This window comes from Microbacterium sp. PAMC22086 (assembly GCF_019443525.1).
Classification (GTDB): domain Bacteria; phylum Actinomycetota; class Actinomycetes; order Actinomycetales; family Microbacteriaceae; genus Microbacterium; species Microbacterium maritypicum.
This window is the reverse complement of sequence record NZ_CP080380.1, coordinates 2,697,150-2,716,049: the sequence shown is the minus strand read 5'-3', so window position 1 is coordinate 2,716,049 and position 18,900 is coordinate 2,697,150. Positions and strand designations below refer to the sequence as shown.

Below are 18,900 nucleotides of genomic sequence, written 5' to 3'. Positions count from 1 at the left end.
GCTCAGGGTCTCACGACTCACGAGCCCAGTCCACGGCGCTTCAGGAGGGGTTCGATGTCGGCATCGCGGCCGCGGAAGTCGCGGTAGGCCTCGAGCGGATCCTTCGAGCCGCCCACTCCGAGCAGGCGCTGGCGGAATCGGTCGCCGTTGCCTCGCGTCAGACCGCCGCTCTCACGGAACCACTCGACCGTGTCGGCGTCGAGCACTTCGCTCCAGATGTACGAGTAGTAGCCGGCACTGTAGCCGCCGGAGAACACATGGGCGAAGTAGGTGGATGAGTATCGGGTCGGGACGGCCGGATCGTCGAGTCCGATGTCGGTCAGCGCTGCAGCCTCGAAAGCGGCGACGTCGTCGACGTGTGCGTCTGTGCCCAGCCGATGCCATGCCTGATCCAGCCATGCCGCCGCCAGATACTCGCTGGTGGCATGCCCCTGGTCGAACGTCTCGGTCGCTTGCAGGCGCTCCACGATCGCGGAGTCGAGCGGTGCACCGGTCTCGTGGTGCCGGGCGTAGTTGTCGAGCACCTCGGGCCACAGGATCCACATCTCGTTCACCTGGCTCGGGAACTCGACGAAGTCGCGGAACACGTTCGTCCCGGCGAAGTGCGGGTAGGTCACGGTCGCGAAGAGTCCGTGCAGCGCATGCCCGAACTCATGGAACAGCGTGGTCACCTCGTCGAGGGTAAGCAGCGTCGGCTCGCCGTCTCCGGGGAGGGGCACGTTCAGGTTGTTGACGACGACGGGTGCCGTGCCGCGCAGTCGGGACTGGTTCACGATGGCGTTCATCCAGGCGCCGCCGCGCTTCGAGTCGCGGGTGTACAGATCGAGCACGTAGAGACCGACTGCGGTTCCGTCGGCGTCGCGCACCTCGAAGACTCGTGCGCCGGGGTGGTACGCGGCGAGGTCTTCGCGCTCGGAGAAGGTCACCCCGTAGAGCCGGTTCGCCGCGAAGAAGACACCGTCCTGGAGGACGCGCTCTGCCTCGAACCAGGGGCGCAGCGCACTGGAGTCGATGTCGTACCTGGCTGTGCGCACGCGTTCCGTGTAGAAGGCCCAGTCGTGTGCCTCGACCGGGAAGGGCGACGCCTCGGTCTCGTCGACGATCGCCCGGAGTGCGGCACGCTCGGCGCGGGCGTTGCGCGCGGACGGGGCGGCGAGGCGGCGGAGCATCTTCTCCACGGCATCCGGCGTCCCCGCGGTCTCATCGGCGGTGACATAGGCCGCGTGCGAGTCGTAGCCGAGCAGCTTCGCGCGTTCGGCGCGCAACCGCACGATCTCCCGCAGGACCGGTCGGTTGTCGTTGGCGTTGTCCCGAGAGGCCCGCATGAGCGAGGCCGCCATGATGCGCCGCCTCGACTCCCGCACGCGCAGCTGAGCCAGTGCGGGATGCCCGCTGAACAGCGGCAGCGTGATGAGGTACTTGCCGTCGAGCCCCCGATCCGCCGCCGCGCGCGCGGCAGCGGACAGCTCGCCCGCGCTCAGCCCGTCGAGTTCATCGGCGGCATCGAACACCACGGCGAGGGCGTTGGTGTCGTTCAGCAGGTTGCGCTCGAAGGTGTTGGTGAGCGTCGACAGCTTCTGGTTCAGCGCCGTCAGCTGTGCCTTGTCCTCGTCGTCGAGACTCGCACCCGCGTGCATCATCTCGCGGTGATGGCGCTCCACGAGGTAGCGCTGCTCGGGGTCGAGGTCCAGGGCATCGCGCTGCTCGTACACCCGCTGCACCCGCCAGTAGAGCTGACCGTCGAGCGTGATCGCGTCCTGGTGTGCGGCCATGAGCGGTGCGAGCTGCTCATCGATCTCCTGGATCTCGGGCGTCGCATCGGCCGAGCTCACCGTGTAGAAGGTGTGCGCGACGCGGTCGAGCAGTTCGCCTGATCTCTCCAGCGCCTCGATCGTGTTCTCGAACGTCGGCATCGAGCGCACCATCGTGATGCGGGCGATCTCGCGAAGCTGCTCCTGGAAACCCGCCTGGAACGCGGGGAGATAGTGCTCGGGCCGGATCGCGCCGTAGTCGGGGAGCCCGTAGGGGAGCGTCGACGGCTGCATCAGCGGATTCGTGGCGTCGGTCATGCCCACGAGCCTATCCACCGTGACCCGGCGTGCTCAGGATCCGTCCTCGCTCAGGCGCGTCATCACCCCGCGGAGGGCTTCGACGACCACGCGGACCGATCGGCGACGCAGAGTCTCGGGACGGGCGAGCAGGTCGATCATCCGATGAGTGCTCACCCCCTCGAGCGGGATGCGCACGATGTCGCGGTCGTCGACGCTGCGTGACGTGAATCGGGGCAGCATCCCGATCACCCCGCCCGCGGCCACGACCGCGGACACCGCGCCGTAGTCGTTGATGCGGTGCTGGATGTCGACGGGGTGACGAGCAACCGCCGACACGGCACGGAGCACGTCATCGGGGGAGTATCCGATGCGACTGGTGACCCACCTCTCGCCCGCGACGTCGGCCGGTGTGAGGTTCGCGCGATCGGCGAGGCGATGGGCCGTCGAGACGGCGACGTCGAGCGGCTCGCGGATCAGCGTGAGGCTGCGCACGCCCTGATCGGGCCAGGGCTCGGAATGCTCCATGCGGTGCGCGAGCACGAGGTCGTAGCGTGCGGTGAGCGCGGGGAACTCGCTCTGGGCGACGTCCTCGTCGGTGAGCTGCACCGTCGGCGCGTTCTCGGAAGACGACAGCTCCCTCACCAAGGGGCCGAACAGGGCCTGTCCGACACTGTGGAATCCGCTGACGCTCACGACCCCCGGTGGCGGCACCTTCGAAGTCGTCGAGGGCGTGCCGCGCCGAGGCCATCGCGTCGATGACCTCGGCACCCGCCGCTGCCAGCACCTCGCCGGCAGGTGTGAGAGCGAGTGTGCGACCGAGCCTGCGGGTCAGCGGGGTCGGAACGCCTCTCTGCAGGGCGGCGAGCTGTTGGGATACGGCGGAGGGGGTGACCCGGAGCGCGTCGGCCACCGCCGTCACGCTCCCGAGAGCACCAAGCTCTCGCAGGATCTGCAGCTGATGGAGTTCCACGTTCTCAGTGTGGGTGCGGCTACATCGATGATGCAGACGATGCCGATTGTTCTACATCGTCTGATGCGATGGGATCGAACACACGAAGGCACTGTACAAAGGCGCACCCGGCACCGGACTCGAGCTCGTCGAGCGTCCTGATCGGATCGCCGGCACCGACGACGTCGTCATCCGGGTGTTGCGCACGGGGATCTGCGGCACCGATCTGCACATCCTCCGTTGGGATGACTGGGCGGCGTCCGCGATCGCCGCTCCGCTCATCCCCGGCCACGAGTTCTACGGGGAGGTCGTCGAGGTCGGCCCCGGTGTGCACGACATCGCCGTCGGCGACCGGGTGTCTGGCGAAGGACACATCGTGTGCGGCACGTGTCGCAACTGCCGGGCGGGTCGCCGCCAGATGTGCATCCGCACGATCGGCCTCGGTCTGCAGCGCGACGGCGCCTTCGCGGAGTACCTCGCTCTTCCCGCGACGAATGTGTGGGTGCACCACTCCGAGGTGACGCCCGAACTCGGTGCGATCTTCGATCCCCTCGGCAACGCCGTCCACACCGCCCTCACGTACCCGCTCGTCGGTGAGGACGTGCTCGTCACCGGCTGCGGACCCATCGGGCTGATGGCGATCGCGGTGGCCCGGCACGCGGGTGCACGGTTCATCACGGCGACCGACGTCAGCGCACCCCGCCTGGAGATGGCCCGCCGGATGGGCGCCGACGAGGTGGTCGACGTCTCGGTCCGCGACATCCGCGATGCGCAGCAGGCGCTCGGAATGCGGGAGGGGTTCGACATCGGATTCGAGATGAGCGGTGCGCCCTCGGCTCTCCCGGCCATGATCGACAACATGAACCACGGCGGCCGCATTGCGATGCTGGGTCTGCCTAGCGCGGGGTTCGGAGTCGACTGGGGCAAGCTCGTCACCCACATGCTCACGATCAAGGGCATCTACGGACGCGAGATGTTCGAGACATGGAACGCGATGGGGGCGATGCTGCAGACCAGCGCGACCCTGCGGGACGCCATCGGCCGGGTGATCGCCGAGGTCGTCCCCGCTCGCGACGGGGAGCGCGGCTTCGCTGCGGCCGAGTCTGCGGGAACGGGCAAGATCATCCTCGACTGGACGGAGCTGTGATGTACGGGACTTTTCAGAAGCATGTGGCGGGAGAGCTGGCGGGGATCGAGGAGGCCGGACTCACCAAGCATGAGCGCGGCATCCGCGGACCGCAGAACGCCTCGATCACCGCGAACGGCACGGAGGTGCTGAACTTCTGTGCCAACAACTACCTCGGCCTCGCCGACGACCCGCGCATCCTCGACGCCGCGACCACGGCCCTGCAGGAATGGGGCTACGGTCTGGCCAGCTTGCGCTTCATCTGCGGTACTCAGGAGCAGCACCTCGAGCTCGAGCGTCGGCTCGCCGACTTCCTCGGCACGGACGAGGCCATCCTGTACTCGTCGTGCTTCGACGCGAACGGGGGCGTGTTCGAGACGCTCTTCTCCGCCGAGGATGCGATCATCTCGGACGAGCTCAACCATGCGTCGATCATCGACGGTATCCGGCTCTCGAAAGCGCGCAGGCTCCGCTACCGGAACCGAGACATGGCCGATCTCGAAGCGCAGCTGCAGGCCGCCTCGGACGCCCGTTTCCGCGTGGTGGTGACGGAGGGCGTGTTCTCGATGGACGGCTACATCGCACCGCTCGCGGCGCGCCGAACGGCGTGAGCTCTCCCTGGATCTGCTGCGCGAACAGCAGACCCGCAGGCAGGATCCGCGCGCCGTCGACCACGCTCTCGCCCAGCTCGGGCTGACCCGACGCTGAGACCCGGTGTCGTCCTGGCGAGGAGGTTCAGTCCTCGAAGGGGCGGGCGACGATCTCGCCGGAGGCGGTCTGGAAGACCTCCCACCCCGCGTCGAGCTCAGCGATCGCGCGGCCTTCCAGCCAGGTGAGCGTCCAGTGACCGGTCAGCCCCTTGGCCTCGACCTCGGCGATCGCCGGTCGCAGGGAGGCGGGGACGGAAGCCGGAGCCTCGGACCCCGCCGCCCAGCGCGTGCCCAGCTGCATCAGGACGCCTCGACCGGAGCGAGCTCGATCGCGGTGACCGCGAACGCCTCCGCCTCGGTGAACTCGAGCTCGGCGATGCGGCCGACGGCGCGGAGGTCGTCGGCGGCTGCGCGGAGGGCGTCGAGCTTCGCGGCGGGGGCGGCGATCGCCGCGCGCGAGACCGGAGTCTTCTGCGAGGCCTTCGCCTCGGTCTTCGCGCGGCGGATGCCGATCAGCGCTTCACTGGCTGCAGCCAGCACCGCCGGGTCGCCGTCGATGCCGAGCGGCGTCGGCCACGCGGCCGTGTGCACGGAGCCCTCTTCGAACCAGGACCACGATTCCTCTGCCGCGAAGGACAGCACCGGAGCCAGCAGGCGGAGCAGCGTCGACAGGGCCAGACGCAGCGAGAGCGCCGCGGAGGCCTGTCCCACATCGGCCTGGTTGTAGGCGCGCTCCTTCACGAGCTCGAGGTAGTCGTCGCAGAACGTCCAGAAGAAGGCCTCGGTGAGCTCCAGCGCACGAGCGGCGTCGTACCGCTCGAACGCCTTGGTGGCCTCGACGACGACGCTGTCGAGCGCGGTCAGCATCGACGCGTCGAGGGCATGAGTCACCTGCGCACCCTCGGGCACGGGGAACGACAGCACGAACTTCGCCGCGTTCAGTACCTTGATGGCCAGACGGCGACCGATCTTCACCTGCGTCGGGTTCTGCGGGTCGAACGCCGCGTCCATGCCGAGGCGGCTCGAGGCGGCCCAATAGCGCACCGCGTCGGAGCCGTGGGCCTCGAGCACGTCGGCCGGGGTGACCACGTTGCCCTTCGACTTCGACATCTTCTTGCGGTCGGGGTCGACGATGAATCCGGAGATCGCGGCGTTGCGCCACGGCGTCCTGCCGTCTTCGAGCGTCGAGCGCAGCATCGTCGAGAACAGCCAGGTGCGGATGATGTCCTGACCCTGGGGGCGCAGGTCGAACGGAGCAGTGAGCTGCCAGAGCTCCTCGTCGCGCTGCCAGCCACCCGCGAGCTGCGGGGTGAGGGACGAGGTCGCCCAGGTGTCGAGGATGTCAGCCTCGGCGTCGAAGCCGCCCGCCACGCCGCGCTGGTCCTCGGTGTATCCGGCGGGCACATCGGTGGTCGGGTCGATCGGGAGCGTCGCCGCATCCGGGGTGAGCACGCGGTCGTAGTCGCGCTCGCCGTTCTCGTCCAGGGCGTACCAGAGGGGGATCGGCACACCGAAGAAGCGCTGACGCGACACCAGCCAGTCGCCGGTCAGGCCGCCGACCCAGTTCTCGTAGCGCACACGCATGAACTCGGGGTGCCAGGCGAGCTCCTCGCCGTGGGCGATGAGCTTGTCGCGCAGCTCGCCGTCGCGGGCGCCGTTGCGGATGTACCACTGCCGCGTGGAGACGATCTCGAGCGGACGGTCGCCCTTCTCGAAGAACTTCACCGCGTGGTTGAACGGCTTGCCGACAGCGGTCATGTCGCCCGTCGCCTGCAGCTTCTCCACGATCGCCTTGCGCGCGCTGAAGACGGTCTTGCCCGCGATCTCCTCGCCGTACCAGGTCGCCGCCTCGGGGTTCGAGACGGAGGCGGGGGCATCGGGCAGGAATCGCCCGTCCAGGCCGATCGTGGTCATGTTCGGCAGCGACTCGTTGTCGGTGGTGCGCAGCTCGCGCCACCAGATGATGTCGGTCACATCGCCGAAGGTGCAGACCATGGCAGCGCCGGTGCCCTTGTCGGGCTGGGCGAGGTGGTGCCCGTGGATCTCGATCTCGGCGCCGAAGAAGGGGGTCTTCACCTTGGTGCCGATGAGGTGCTTGTGCGGGCCCTCCGGGTGCGTCACGATCGCGATGCACGCGGGGAGCAACTCCGGGCGGGTGGTGTCGATCGCAATCGATCCCGAGCCGTCCGCGAAGGGGAACTCGATCGTGTGATAGGCCGCCTGCTGGTCGCGGTCCTCGAGCTCGGCCTGCGCGATGGCGGAGCGGAAGTCGATGTCCCACAGCGTCGGGGCCAGCGCCTGATACGCCTCACCGCGCTCGATGTTGCGCAGGAACGCGAGCTGGCTCTGACGGATGGTGTCGTCGGAGATCGTGCGGTAGGTCTGTGTCCAGTCCACGCTCAGTCCGAGCTGGCGGAACAGTGCTTCGAACTGCTTCTCGTCCTCGATCGTGAGGCGCTCGCAGAGTTCGATGAAGTTGCGGCGGCTGATCGGCTGCTGATCGGCTGCACGGCTGGACTTGTTGTCGCCACCCTCGAACGGGGGTGTGAAGTCGGGCGTGTAGGGGAGCGAGGGGTCGCACCGCACACCGTAGTAGTTCTGCACGCGGCGCTCGGTGGGCAGGCCGTTGTCGTCCCATCCCATCGGGTAGAACACGGTCTTGCCGCGCATACGCTCGAAGCGCGCCTTCACGTCGGTGTGCGTGTACGAGAACACGTGTCCGATGTGCAGGCTGCCCGATGCCGTGGGAGGAGGGGTGTCGATCGAGTACACGCCGTCACGGCCGGCCTGTGCCGCGCGTAGACGATCGAACAGGTAGGTGCCCTGCTCGGCCCATGCGGCATCCCACTTCGCTTCGAGGCCTTCGAGTACGGGCTTGTCGGGAATCTGGTTCTGCGACGATTCGGAAGCAGGCATGAAGGTCTCCTCGAGCGATGTATGCGGCACTGTGTGAGCGTGCCTGAGTGTGGGTGGTGCCGAACAGTCTACCGAGCATCGCGGGCCCGGCAGGTCGTTGCAGATCGACCCGGTCCAACAATCCGCCGTAGGATGGAGGGATCCCGACCCGCTCGTCCAGAGGAATCGTCATGCCCGCAAAATCAGTGCGTCGTCTCCTGCCCTTCGCGGCGCTCGCCGCTGCCACCGCCCTGGTGCTCAGCGCCTGCGCGGCCCCCGGTTCCGAGGGAGAAGGCGGAGGAGAGCTGGTGTGGTCCATCGAGGGCGCGAACCTCTCGGCCGGGCACATGGACCCGCAGGTGAGCCAGCTCGACGTCTCCGGGATGGTGCAGCGGGCCGTGCTCGACTCGCTGGTGTTCCAGGAGGCGGACGGAACGTTCAGCCCGTGGCTTGCGAAGAGCTGGGAAGTCTCGCCGGACAGCACGGAGTACACCTTCGTGCTCCGGGACGACGTGACCTTCACCGATGGTGAGAAGTTCGACGCCGCCGCGGTCAAGGCGAACTTCGACCGCATCGTCGACCCCGAGACGGCTTCCGCTCAGGCTGCCAGCATGCTCGGCGCCGATTTCTACAAGGGCACGGAGGTCGTCGACGACTACACGGTCACGGTGACCTTCACCCAGCCGTACGCCCCGTTCCTGCAGGCGGCGAGCACGCCGCAGCTGGGCTTCTACTCGCCGGCCGTGCTCGCGAAGTCCGCAGACAAGCTCAAGGCCGGCGGACCCGACATCACCGTGGGCACCGGGCCGTTCGAGCTCACCGAGTACACGCCAGACCAGGAGATCGTCTACACCCGCAACGACGACTACGCGTGGGGTCCGCACGACACCGAGGCTCCGAAGTTCGAGACCCTGCGCGTCGAGATCCAGCCGGAGGCCTCGGTCCGCACCGGTGTCGTCACCAGCGGCGAGGCCGACCTCGCCAGCAACATCCCGCCGAACCTCGCGAAGGACCTCGGCGACGGCGTCACGGTCGACTCGATCGAGTACCCGGGGCTGCCGTACTCGCTGTACCTGAACGAGAAGTACGGGGTGTTCGCCGACGAGAAGGTGCGCCAGGCCTTCGCCCGCGGCATCGACATCGACGCCGCTGTCGAGGAGATCTACTTCGGACAGTTCCCGCGGGCATGGAGCATCCTCGGCTCGACGACTCCGGGCTACGACGCGTCGCTCGAGGGCAGCTGGCCGTTCGATCAGGCTGCGGCCGATGCGCTGCTCGACGAGGCCGGATGGACGGATCGCGACGCCGACGGCATCCGCATGAAGGACGGCAAGCGACTCTCCGTGCGCTGGATCGCCTGGACGCCGGTTCCCGACGACCGCGCCGCGCTGGGCAACGCCATCCAGTCGGACCTGAAGAGCATCGGCTTCGAGGTTCAGCGTGAGGAGCTCGAGCCCGGCGCCTACAACGAGCAGTACGAGCCGAAGACCTTCGATCTGACCGACTGGGGCTTCTCGGGCGTCGATCCCGATCTGCTGCGCAGTCACCTGCACACCGACGGATTCCAGAACGCCTCGCAGGTGAGCGACCCGCAGATCGATGCCTTGCTCGAGCAGGCCGTCGCCTCGAGCGATCAGGACAAGCGCAACGAGCTGTACACCCAGCTGCAGCAGTGGAATGCCACGTACACGGCCATCGTGCCGCTGTACAGCCCGTCGGCGATCACGGCCGTCGGCGACCGCGTCGAGGGACTCGAGTACGACCTGTACGGTCGGCCGCTGTTCTACGATGTGACCGTCGGCTGAACCGTCGACGGAGCGGAGGGCACGGGTGGTGAAGGCTGCTCTCGCCCGTATCGCCGGTCTGGTCGCATCCGTCGTCATCGTCCTGTGGGGCGCGGCGACCGTCGCCTTCCTCGCGTTCCGGGTGATCCCCGGTGACCCCGTCTCGGTGATGCTGGGGCCCCAGGCGCAGGTGAGTGAGGCCGTCAAGGACGGGATCCGCGCCGACCTGGGGCTCGACCGTCCGCCGTTCGAGCAGTACCTCGGCTTCATCGGCCAGCTCGCTCGGGGAGATCTGGGGGAGTCGTACCAGCTGCGGATGCCGGTGACGGAGGTGATCGGACGTCAGCTCGGAGCGACGGTGCAGCTCTCGGTGCTCGCGCTCGTGATCGCCCTCGTGCTCGCGCTCGCGGTGGCGGTCCTCGTGCGGGGCAGGGCAGCGCGCACGATCGCGGCCGCTGTGGAGCTCGTGGTGCTCTCCTCCCCGGTGTTCTGGATCGGGCTCGTCCTGCTCAGCGTCTTCGCGTTCGGACTGGGCTGGTTCCCGGTGTCGGGAGCCCGCAACCCCGCCACGCTCGTCCTGCCGGCGATCACTCTCGCGCTCCCGGTCGCCGCGCTGCTCAGCCAGGTGCTGCGTGACGGCCTGATGCAGGCGGAGCGCATGCCGTTCGCCGAGACGGTGCGTGCCCGGGGTGCGAGCCCCTCGTGGTTCACCCTGCGGCACGGACTGCGGCATGGCGCCGCATCGGCCGTGACGCTCGCGGCCTACCTGACCGGATCCGTGCTCGGTGGTGCGGTGCTGGTGGAGACCGTGTTCGCGCGTCCGGGCCTGGGCCGCGTGACCCTCGCCGCGATCAGCGACCGCGACCTGCCGGTGATCACCGGGATCATCCTGCTGAGCGCCCTGGTCTTCGTCGCGGTGAACCTCGTGGTCGAACTCGTGCATCCCCTGATCGATCCGCGTGTCAGGGCCTCGCGAGCCGGAGGCGTCCGATGAGGCGCGCGCAGCGGGTGCTGCTGTGGGTCGCGATCGTGGTGCTCGCGGTGATCGTGTTCGCGGCGCTCTGGCCCGGCGTGCTCGCCACTCACGATCCGCTGCAGACCGCCGTTCGCTCCGCCCTGCTTCCGCCGAGTGCCGAGCACCTGTTCGGCACCGACCAGAGCGGGCGCGACGTGTACTCGCGAGTCATCTACGGCGCAGGGCGTTCGCTGGGCATCGGACTCCTCGCCACCGGGGTGGCGCTCGTCGTCGGGCTCGTCATCGGCGCGCTCGCCGGAGTCGCACCGAAGGGCATCGATACCACCGTGATGCGGGTGAACGACGTGCTGATGGCCTTCCCCGAGTTCCTCGTCGCGCTGGTCGTGGTCGCGGTCCTGGGTCCGGGGCCGGTGAACATCGCGATCGCGGTGACCCTGGCCGCTGTGCCCGTCTACATCCGGCTGGCGCGCGTGCAGACGCAGACGCTGCGCGTCGCCGAGCACGTCGAGGCGGCCCGCATCCTCGGCGTCCCGCGGGTGCGCGCGTTCACCCGGCACGTGGTGCCCGGCGTCCTCGGCGCACTGAGCGTGCTCGCGACCATCGGCATCGGTTCGAGCATCCTGGCCGCGGCCGGGCTCAGCTTCCTGGGTCTCGGCCCCTCGGAGCCGACACCGGAGTGGGGGCTCATGCTCGCCGGTGGTCGCAACGTGCTGGGACAGGCGTGGTGGATCTCGCTCTTCCCCGGCATCGCGATCACGCTCACCGTGGTGTCGGCGACGGTCGTCGGACGGATCCTGCGGGCGCGCGCAGACGGGAGGGCGGCATGAACGCTGCACTGCAGGTGCGGGGGCTGCGGATCGCCTTCGACGGGAAGCGCGTGGTGGACGACGTCTCCTTCACGGTCGAACGCGGGGAGTGCGTCGCGATCGTCGGGGAGTCCGGCGCGGGGAAGTCGCTCACGGCCCGCGCACTGCTGGGGTTGACGCCGGCAGAGGCCACCGTCTCCCTGGAGGGCCTCCTCATCGACGGGAGGGATGCCGCCGGGCTCTCCGAACGTGCGTGGCGCGACCTTCGCGGAGCCGGGATCGCGCTCGTCTCCCAGGACGCTCTGGTCTCGCTCGACCCCCTTCGCCGGGTCGGGGCGGAGGTCGCCGAGCCGCTGTTGCTGCATCGGCTCGTCCGCGGACGTGCGGCGCTGGCGCGGCGGGTGCAGGAGCTTCTGGCGCGGGTATGGATGCCCGACCCCGAACGTCGCTCCCGACAGCACCCGCACGAGCTCTCCGGAGGCCTCCGACAGCGGGCGCTCATCGCCTCCGCACTCGCCGCGGGCCCCGCCGTGCTGGTGGCGGACGAGCCGACGACCGCACTCGATGCCACCGTGCAGGCCCGGATCCTCGGACTGCTGCGCGAGATCACCGATGCAGGTACCGCGCTCGTCTTCATCAGTCATGACTTCGCCGCGGTTCGCCGGATCGCCGACCGAGTCCTCGTGATGAAGGATGGCATCGTGGTCGAATCCGGCACGGTCTCCGAGGTGCTCGAGAACCCCCGGCACGAGTACACGAAGCAGCTCATCGCCGCGACGATGCACGAGACCAGAGCTGCAGCCCCCACGGAGGCCTCGCCGGTGCTGATCGCCCGCGACCTCTCGCGCAGCTTCGCCACGGTGCCCGCCGTCATCGACGCGACGTTCACGGTGAAGGACGGACAGACGCTCGGCATCGTGGGGGAGTCGGGGTCGGGCAAGACGACACTCGCGCGCATGATCGTCGGGGTCGACGCGCCGGACACCGGCACCCTGCGGTGGACGGCGGAGCGTCGGGTGCAACTCGTGCACCAGAACCCGCTCGGCGCCTTCGATCCACGGTGGACGATCGGCCGATCGCTGCGGGAGGGACTGGAGGCGGGCGGCGTGCCTCGCGCGCGACGTGTCGCCCGCGTCGGGGAGCTCCTCGCCGAGGTCGGTCTTTCGCCGGAGATCGCCGACAGGCATCCGAGCGCCCTCTCCGGGGGTCAGCGACAGCGGGCTGCGATCGCCCGCGCGCTCGCCGCCGACCCGGAGGTGCTGGTGCTGGACGAACCCGTCTCGGCGCTCGACCCCTCGGTGCGGGAGCGGGTGCTGCGGTTTCTCGGCCGGTTGCAGCAGGAGCGGCAGCTGACGATGATCCTCGTCTCCCACGATCTCGACGTGGTCGGCGCGGTCGCCGACGAGGTGCTCGTGATGCAGGAGGGACGGATCGTCGAGCAGGGGGCGACCGTCGACGTGTTCGCCTCGCCCCAGCATCCGTTCACGCGGGAACTGCTCGACGCGAGTGGCCCCGCCGGCTTCTGATCTGCCGTCAGTCCTTGATCTGCCGTCAGTCCTTGAGCTGGATGCCGATGCCCGCCGCCAGCGCCGGGGCGAGCTGCTGCACCTGGAACGAGGTGAGGGTGGCCCCGCGGAGGCTGTGGGCGTCGAGATAGGCGACGGCGTCGAGCCCACGCAGATCCACGTCTTTCGCACGCATGCCCCGTGGGTCGACCTCGTCGCTCGATGTGGCTGTGAAGCGCACACGGGAGAGCTCGGCCTGCGGCATGTCGATGGTGCGGATGCTGCACCCCGAGATCTCGAGATCGGTGATCTTGGCCGCCCCCAGATTCAGATAGTCGATGCGCACATCCCGCAGATCGAGCTCCGAGATGAGCGCCTCGCTGAGGTCGAGAGTGCCGATACGCCCGCCGCTGATCCGCACCCGCCGCACACCGGCATCGCGCATGCGGAGCGAGGCGATGCGCACACCGGACATGTCGACGTCGACGACCGTCGCGCCGGTGAGGTCGATGGCGTCCGCGTCGGCGCTCAGGATGCACTGCTCGAGCGTCGAGTAGGCGAGATCGACGGTGCCGTTCAGGTCGAGCCGGGCGGCGATGAGGTCGGCGCTGCGCGCGGGAAATGCAGGCTCGAGCACGGGCGGCAGGTCGGGAGCGGTGATGCGGGGAGGGGCGGGGGACTCGGGGGTGCGGGCCATGCTTCGAGCGTAGGGTGCGCCGGCGACATCGCTCCCGGCGCGCGGGAGGCCGGGGCCAGGAGAGCAGAGGAGCGTCCTGAGGGTGTACGCACGCGTACACTGGACACACGAGTATCGATCCGGCCATCACCGGGGAGCTCTCGGAAGAACGGCGTCGCCTTCGGGAAGCGCTCAGTAGAACCGAGCGGGGCAGGCCCGTCACAGCCGCAGTGAGAGTGGTCGCGTCGTAAGGCGTGGCACGCGAGGTGGTACCGCGGTCCGCGAGGATCGTCCTCGCAGGAGCATCCGCCACGACGACCACTGCGAGACACGATGACCTACCCCCGTTCCTCCTTCGGCCCCGCCGCCGATTCCGTCGCGCCCAGCCCCCGCTTCCCGCAGATCGAGGAGGAGGTGCTCGCGTTCTGGAAGACGGACGACACCTTCCGCGCCTCGATCGCGCAGCGTGAGGGCTCACCCGAATGGGTGTTCTACGACGGGCCTCCGTTCGCGAACGGCCTGCCGCACTACGGCCACCTGCTCACCGGGTACGCGAAGGACGTGTTCCCGCGCTTCCAGACCATGACCGGCCACAAGGTCGATCGTGTCTTCGGGTGGGACACGCACGGGCTGCCGGCCGAGCTCGAGGCCATGAAGCAGCTCGGGATCACCGAGAAGGCCGAGATCGAGGAGATGGGCATCGACGTCTTCAACGCGAAGGCGAAGAGCTCGGTCCTGACCTACACGCACGAGTGGCAGGACTACGTCACCCGTCAGGCGCGCTGGGTCGACTTCGAGCGCGGGTACAAGACACTCGACCTCGGCTACATGGAGAGCGTGCTGTGGGCGTTCAAGACCCTCTACGACAAGGGCCTCGCCTACGAGGGATACCGCGTGCTGCCGTACTGCTGGCGCGATGAGACTCCGCTCAGCGCCCACGAGCTGCGCATGGACGACGACGTCTACCAGATGCGTCAGGACCCGTCCGTCACGGTCACCTTCCCGCTGACGGGAGCCAAGGCGGAAGCGCTCGGTCTCACCGGCGTCCGCGCCCTCGCCTGGACGACCACGCCCTGGACCCTGCCGACCAACCTCGCGCTCGCCGTGGGCCCGGAGATCGAGTACGTCGTGCTCCCCGCCGGTCCGAACGGTGCGGCCGACGTGCACCAGGCCGCAGGGACCACGGATGCCGCTATCGAGTCCTCCGCGCACCGCTACCTGCTCGCCCGTCAGCTCGTCGGCGGATACGCCAAGGACCTCGGCTACGAGAGCACCGAAGAGGCTCTCGCGGCCGTCGACGCCACGGTCCGCGGCGCCGAGCTGCAGGATGTGACGTACGACCGGCTGTTCGACTACTACGCCGACACCGAGACCTACGGGACCGAGAACGCCTGGCGCATCCTGGTCGACGACTACGTCACCGTCAGCGACGGCACCGGCATCGTCCACCAGGCCCCGGCCTACGGTGAGGACGACCAGCGGGTCGCCGGCGCCGCCGGGATCCCCACGATCCTGTCCCTCGACGACGGCGGACGCTTCCTCCCGAACGTCACCGATGTGGCGGGCGAGCTGTGGATGGAGGCGAACACGCCGCTCGTGCGCCTGATCCGCGACAACGGTCGTCTGATCCGCCTGCAGAGCTACGAGCACTCCTACCCGCACTGCTGGCGCTGCCGGAACCCCCTGATCTACAAGGCCGTCTCGAGCTGGTTCATCCGCGTGACGGACATCAAGGACGACCTGCTCGCGAACAACGAGCAGATCACGTGGGTGCCGGAGAACGTCAAGCACGGGCAGTTCGGCAAGTGGCTCGAGGGCGCGCGCGACTGGTCGATCAGCCGCAACCGCTACTGGGGTTCACCGATCCCGATCTGGAAGAGCGACGACCCGGAGTACCCGCGTGTCGACGCCTACGGCTCGCTGGAGGAGCTCGAGCGCGACTTCGGCACGTTGCCGCGCAACCCCGAGGGCGAGATCGACCTGCACCGGCCGTACATCGACGACCTCACGCGCCCGAACCCCGACGACCCCACCGGCAAGAGCACGATGCGCCGCATCGAAGACGTCTTCGACGTGTGGTTCGACTCGGGCTCGATGCCCTATGCGCAGGTGCACTACCCGTTCGAGAACCAGGAGTGGTTCGACTCGCACTCGCCGGCCGACTTCATCGTCGAGTACATCGGGCAGACCCGCGGATGGTTCTACGTCATGCACGTGCTGTCGACCGCGCTGTTCGATCGCCCCGCGTTCACGGGTGTCAGCTGCCACGGCATCGTGCTCGGCAGCGACGGCTACAAGATGTCGAAGTCGCTGCGCAACTACCCCGACGTCTCCGAGGTGCTCGACCGCGACGGCTCCGACGCGATGCGCTGGTTCCTGATGTCGAGCTCGGTGCTGCGCGGAGGCAACCTCGCTGTCACCGAGGAGGGCATCCGCTCGGGCGTCCGCGAATTCCTGCTGCCGCTGTGGAACTCGTGGTACTTCTTCGCGACCTACGCCAATGCATCCGGCACCGACGGATATGAGGCCTCCTGGCGTACCGACTCCACCGATGTGCTCGACCGCTACATCCTGGCGCGTCTGGGCGACCTCGTCCGCGAGGTGCGCGCCGACCTCGAGGGCCTCGACTCCACCACCGCGTCCGCGCGTCTGCGTGACTTCGCCGAGGTGCTCACCAACTGGTACATCCGGCGCTCGCGCGACCGCTTCTGGACCGGCGTGACGGAAGACCCGAAGAGCCGCGAGGCCTTCGACACGCTCTACACCGTGCTCGAGACGCTCACCCGTGTCGCGGCGCCTCTCGTACCGCTCGTCAGCGAGCGCGTGTGGCAGGGCCTCACCGGCGGACGCAGCGTGCACCTGACCGACTGGCCCGACGCGGCGCAGTTCCCGGCGGCGGACGAGATCCGCGACGCGATGGACGCAGTACGCGAGCTGTCGAGCGTCGGCAATGCTCTGCGCAAGAAGGAGAAGCTGCGCGTGCGCCTCCCGCTCGCCCGCTTCACCGTGGTGTCGCCGCTGGCGGCGTCGCTCGGCCAGTTCGAGGACATCCTCCGCGAGGAGCTGAACGTGAAGTCGGTGGAGCTCGTCCCGCTCGCCGATGACACGGCGACGGAGTACGGCATCGCCCACCGCCTCAGCGTCAACGCCCGCGCGGCGGGGCCGCGTCTGGGCAAGGACGTGCAGAAGGCCATCCAGGCTGCGCGTTCGGGAGACTGGAGCGAGGTCTCCGGCGTCGTGACCGCGGGCGGCATCGTGCTCGAACCCTCGGAGTACGAGCTCGTGCTCGAGACCACGGGCCGCCCGGAGGGAGAGGCTCTCGCCATCGTCCCCACCGGCGGCTTCGTGCTGCTCGACACGACGACGACCCCGGAGCTGGAAGCCGAGGGTCTCGCCCGCGATGTGATCCGCGCCGTGCAGGAGACCCGCAAGAACGCCGACTTCGACGTCAGCGATCGCATCCAGCTGGTGCTCCGGTTCCAGGACGACGTGGACACCGCGGCTGTCGTCTCCGCCTTCGACCTCGCCGGGATCGCGGCGGAGACCCTGGCCGAGGAGTACTTCGTGATCGACGCGCAGGGCGACTCGATCTTCGGACACGGGACGGTGCTCGCCGCCGCCGCGGCAGTGACGCCCGAGTTCTCCGCCGTCATCCCCGCCGGTACCTATGCGAACGCCGGTGACTTCACGATCGCCGTCACCAGGATGGGAGCAGCAGCATGAGCGCCGCCGACCGGGCCGATGCCGTCTACGAAGCCCTTCTGAGCCGCGCGGGAGAGCGCTGGGTGCAGCCCCGCAAGGAGCGCACCGCCCGCATCCTCGCCTTCCTCGACGACCCGCAGCGCACCTACCGCGTTGTGCACATCACGGGCACGAACGGCAAGACGTCGACCGCGCGGATGATCGACAGCCTGTTGCGGGCGCATGATCTGCGCACCGGACTGTTCACGAGTCCCCACCTGGAGCGCTTCACCGAGCGCATCATGATCGACGGCGAGCCGATCGCGGACGAGGCCGTCGCCGACGCCTGGGATGAGATCGAGCCGTTCGTCGGGATCGTGGACGCCGAGCTCGAAGCGGCGGGAGAGGCCCCGCTGACCTTCTTCGAACTGCTGACCGTGCTCGCCTTCGTGGCCGTCGCGGACGCCCCTGTCGACGTGCTCGTCCTCGAGGTCGGCATGGGTGGCGAGTGGGATTCCACGAACACGGCCGATGGCGACGTGGCGGTGTTCGCCCCGATCGACATCGACCACGCTGACCGTCTCGGCAGCACGATCGCCGAGATCGCCGAGGTCAAGGCCGGCATCATCAAGGAGGGCGCGGCCGCGGTGTCGGCCCAGCAGCCCGCCGAGGCGGCCGAGGTGCTGCGTCGGGTGGCGGCGGAGCGCAACGCGACCATCGCCTTCGAGGGCGAGGAGTTCGGTCTCACCGAGCAGAAGCTCGCGGTCGGTGGGCAGCTGCTCACGATCCGCGGCCTGGCGGGGGAGTACGCCGAGGAGTACCTCCCGCTCTACGGTGCGCACCAGGGGCACAACGCCGCTCTCGCCGTCGCCGCCGTCGAGTCGCTCATCGGCGGGGCCACCCAGCGCATCGCCGCGGACATCGTCACGGCAGGCCTGCAGGAGAGCACCTCGCCCGGAAGGCTGCAGCTGCTCGGCATCGCCCCGACCGTGATCGTCGACGCCGCGCACAACCCGCACGGCGCCAAGGCGCTCGCTCAGGCGCTGGACGACAGCTTCGACTTCGACGAGTGGGGTCTGGTGCTCGGTGTGCTCGCCGACAAGGACGCCGCCGGTATCGTCGCTGAGCTGGCTCCCACCGCGGCGCACGTGTTCGCCACCGCTCCGGATTCCGACCGCGCGAGCGACGCGGACGCGATCGCCGACCTCGTCGAGCAGAACGGACAGCGCGCGACCGTGCACCACTCGCTCGCCGATGCCGCCGACGCCGCGCGTGAGTGGGCCGCATCCTCCGACCGGCGCGCGGTGATCATCGCGGGGTCGGTCGTGCTCGCCGGTGAGGCGATCGCGCTGGCGCAGGACGAGGACTGGAAGGCGGGGTGGCGCGCATGAGTGCCGAGGCGACACCTGCTCGCCGGCCACGTCCGCCGCGCACCCTCGTGCAGAAGCTCGCACCGGTCGTGCTGGGCTTCGAGGCCATCGTGGTTTTCCTCGTCGGCCTCACGATCTTCGGGCTGCGCCAGCTTCCCGAGGGGATCGAGCAGTGGTGGGCGATCGTCGCCGGCGCCGTGCTCGCGCTCGCCTGCATCCTGATCGCCGGGATGATCACGAAGCCCTGGGCGCTCACCGCAGGATGGGTCATCCAGGCCGTCGTCGCCCTTTCGGCGTTCTTCGTCCCGTCGATCCTGCTCGTCGTCCTGATTTTCGGCGGCATGTGGGCGTATGCGACCATCGGAGGGGCCCGATTGGACGCACGACGCCCCGCCGAGCCCACGACCGAGACTCAGACAGAGAGTGAATGA

12 protein-coding genes and 2 pseudogenes are annotated in these 18,900 nt (G+C 68.9%); 9 read left to right on the top strand and 5 right to left on the bottom strand.

Translation table 11 applies throughout. The features are described 5' to 3' along the window. Window positions 1-17 precede the first annotated feature (17 nt). The gene (locus tag KY497_RS13470; protein ID WP_218682496.1) at window positions 18-2,069 is read right to left on the bottom strand and encodes a M3 family metallopeptidase; all 2,052 of its coding nucleotides are present in this window, start codon (window positions 2,067-2,069) and stop codon (window positions 18-20) included. Between the two features lie 33 nt (window positions 2,070-2,102). Further along, window positions 2,103-3,021, bottom strand: a pseudogene (locus KY497_RS13465) (LysR family transcriptional regulator). A gap of 73 nt (window positions 3,022-3,094) precedes the next feature. Here KY497_RS13465 and tdh point away from each other — a divergent pair. Both tdh and KY497_RS13455 read left to right on the top strand, forming a co-directional pair. Further along, on the top strand, window positions 3,095-4,147 hold the full coding sequence (tdh, locus tag KY497_RS13460) for an L-threonine 3-dehydrogenase (RefSeq protein ID WP_218682516.1): 1,053 nt from the start codon (window positions 3,095-3,097) through the stop codon (window positions 4,145-4,147). After that, window positions 4,147-4,719 (top strand): annotated as a pseudogene (locus KY497_RS13455) (aminotransferase class I/II-fold pyridoxal phosphate-dependent enzyme); the annotation flags it as partial. The gene tdh and the pseudogene KY497_RS13455, both read left to right, overlap by 1 nt. Window positions 4,720-4,861: 142 nt before the next feature. Here KY497_RS13455 and KY497_RS13450 read toward each other — a convergent pair. Together KY497_RS13450 and valS are read right to left on the bottom strand one after the other, a co-directional pair. After that, a complete protein-coding gene (locus tag KY497_RS13450; protein ID WP_055867525.1) occupies window positions 4,862-5,077 on the bottom strand; it encodes a hypothetical protein in 216 nt (71 codons plus the stop codon). Further along, window positions 5,077-7,692 (bottom strand): valine--tRNA ligase, encoded by a 2,616-nt coding sequence (valS, locus tag KY497_RS13445; RefSeq protein WP_055872372.1) that lies wholly within the window; start codon window positions 7,690-7,692, stop codon window positions 5,077-5,079. The genes KY497_RS13450 and valS overlap by 1 nt, the downstream gene beginning before the upstream one ends. Window positions 7,693-7,862: 170 nt before the next feature. Here valS and KY497_RS13440 point away from each other — a divergent pair, with 170 nt between their 5' ends. From KY497_RS13440 to KY497_RS13425, 4 genes are read left to right on the top strand one after another with little or no spacing between them, the layout of a single operon-like run. Beyond that, window positions 7,863-9,476 carry an ABC transporter substrate-binding protein gene (locus tag KY497_RS13440; RefSeq protein ID WP_218682608.1) on the top strand — a complete coding sequence of 538 codons (1,614 nt, stop codon included), beginning with the start codon at window positions 7,863-7,865 and terminating at the stop codon, window positions 9,474-9,476. A 25-nt stretch (window positions 9,477-9,501) separates the two neighbouring features. Further along, on the top strand, window positions 9,502-10,449 hold the full coding sequence (locus tag KY497_RS13435; protein ID WP_127482234.1) for an ABC transporter permease: 948 nt from the start codon (window positions 9,502-9,504) through the stop codon (window positions 10,447-10,449). Then, window positions 10,446-11,258, top strand: coding sequence for an ABC transporter permease (locus tag KY497_RS13430; RefSeq protein ID WP_055867542.1), 813 nt, complete (start codon window positions 10,446-10,448; stop codon window positions 11,256-11,258). Before KY497_RS13435 ends, KY497_RS13430 begins: the two co-directional genes overlap by 4 nt. Beyond that, entirely contained in the window at window positions 11,255-12,763 is a 1,509-nt protein-coding gene (locus KY497_RS13425; RefSeq protein WP_219869256.1) for an ABC transporter ATP-binding protein, read from the top strand. Before KY497_RS13430 ends, KY497_RS13425 begins: the two co-directional genes overlap by 4 nt. Before the next feature lie 25 nt (window positions 12,764-12,788). Here the strand turns inward: KY497_RS13425 and KY497_RS13420 are convergent, their stop codons facing one another. Continuing rightward, a complete protein-coding gene (locus KY497_RS13420; RefSeq protein WP_219869255.1) occupies window positions 12,789-13,439 on the bottom strand; it encodes a pentapeptide repeat-containing protein in 651 nt (216 codons plus the stop codon). A gap of 312 nt (window positions 13,440-13,751) precedes the next feature. Here KY497_RS13420 and ileS point away from each other — a divergent pair, with 312 nt between their 5' ends. The 3 genes from ileS to KY497_RS13405 are packed head-to-tail and all read left to right on the top strand — an operon-like array spanning window position 13,752 to window position 18,900. Continuing rightward, a complete protein-coding gene (gene ileS, locus KY497_RS13415; protein ID WP_219869254.1) occupies window positions 13,752-17,141 on the top strand; it encodes an isoleucine--tRNA ligase in 3,390 nt (1,129 codons plus the stop codon). Then, window positions 17,138-18,490, top strand: a complete 1,353-nt coding sequence (locus tag KY497_RS13410; protein ID WP_219869253.1) for a folylpolyglutamate synthase/dihydrofolate synthase family protein — start codon at window positions 17,138-17,140, stop codon at window positions 18,488-18,490. Before ileS ends, KY497_RS13410 begins: the two co-directional genes overlap by 4 nt. Further along, window positions 18,487-18,900, top strand: coding sequence for a DUF4233 domain-containing protein (locus tag KY497_RS13405; RefSeq protein ID WP_258185697.1), 414 nt, complete (start codon window positions 18,487-18,489; stop codon window positions 18,898-18,900). The genes KY497_RS13410 and KY497_RS13405 overlap by 4 nt, the downstream gene beginning before the upstream one ends.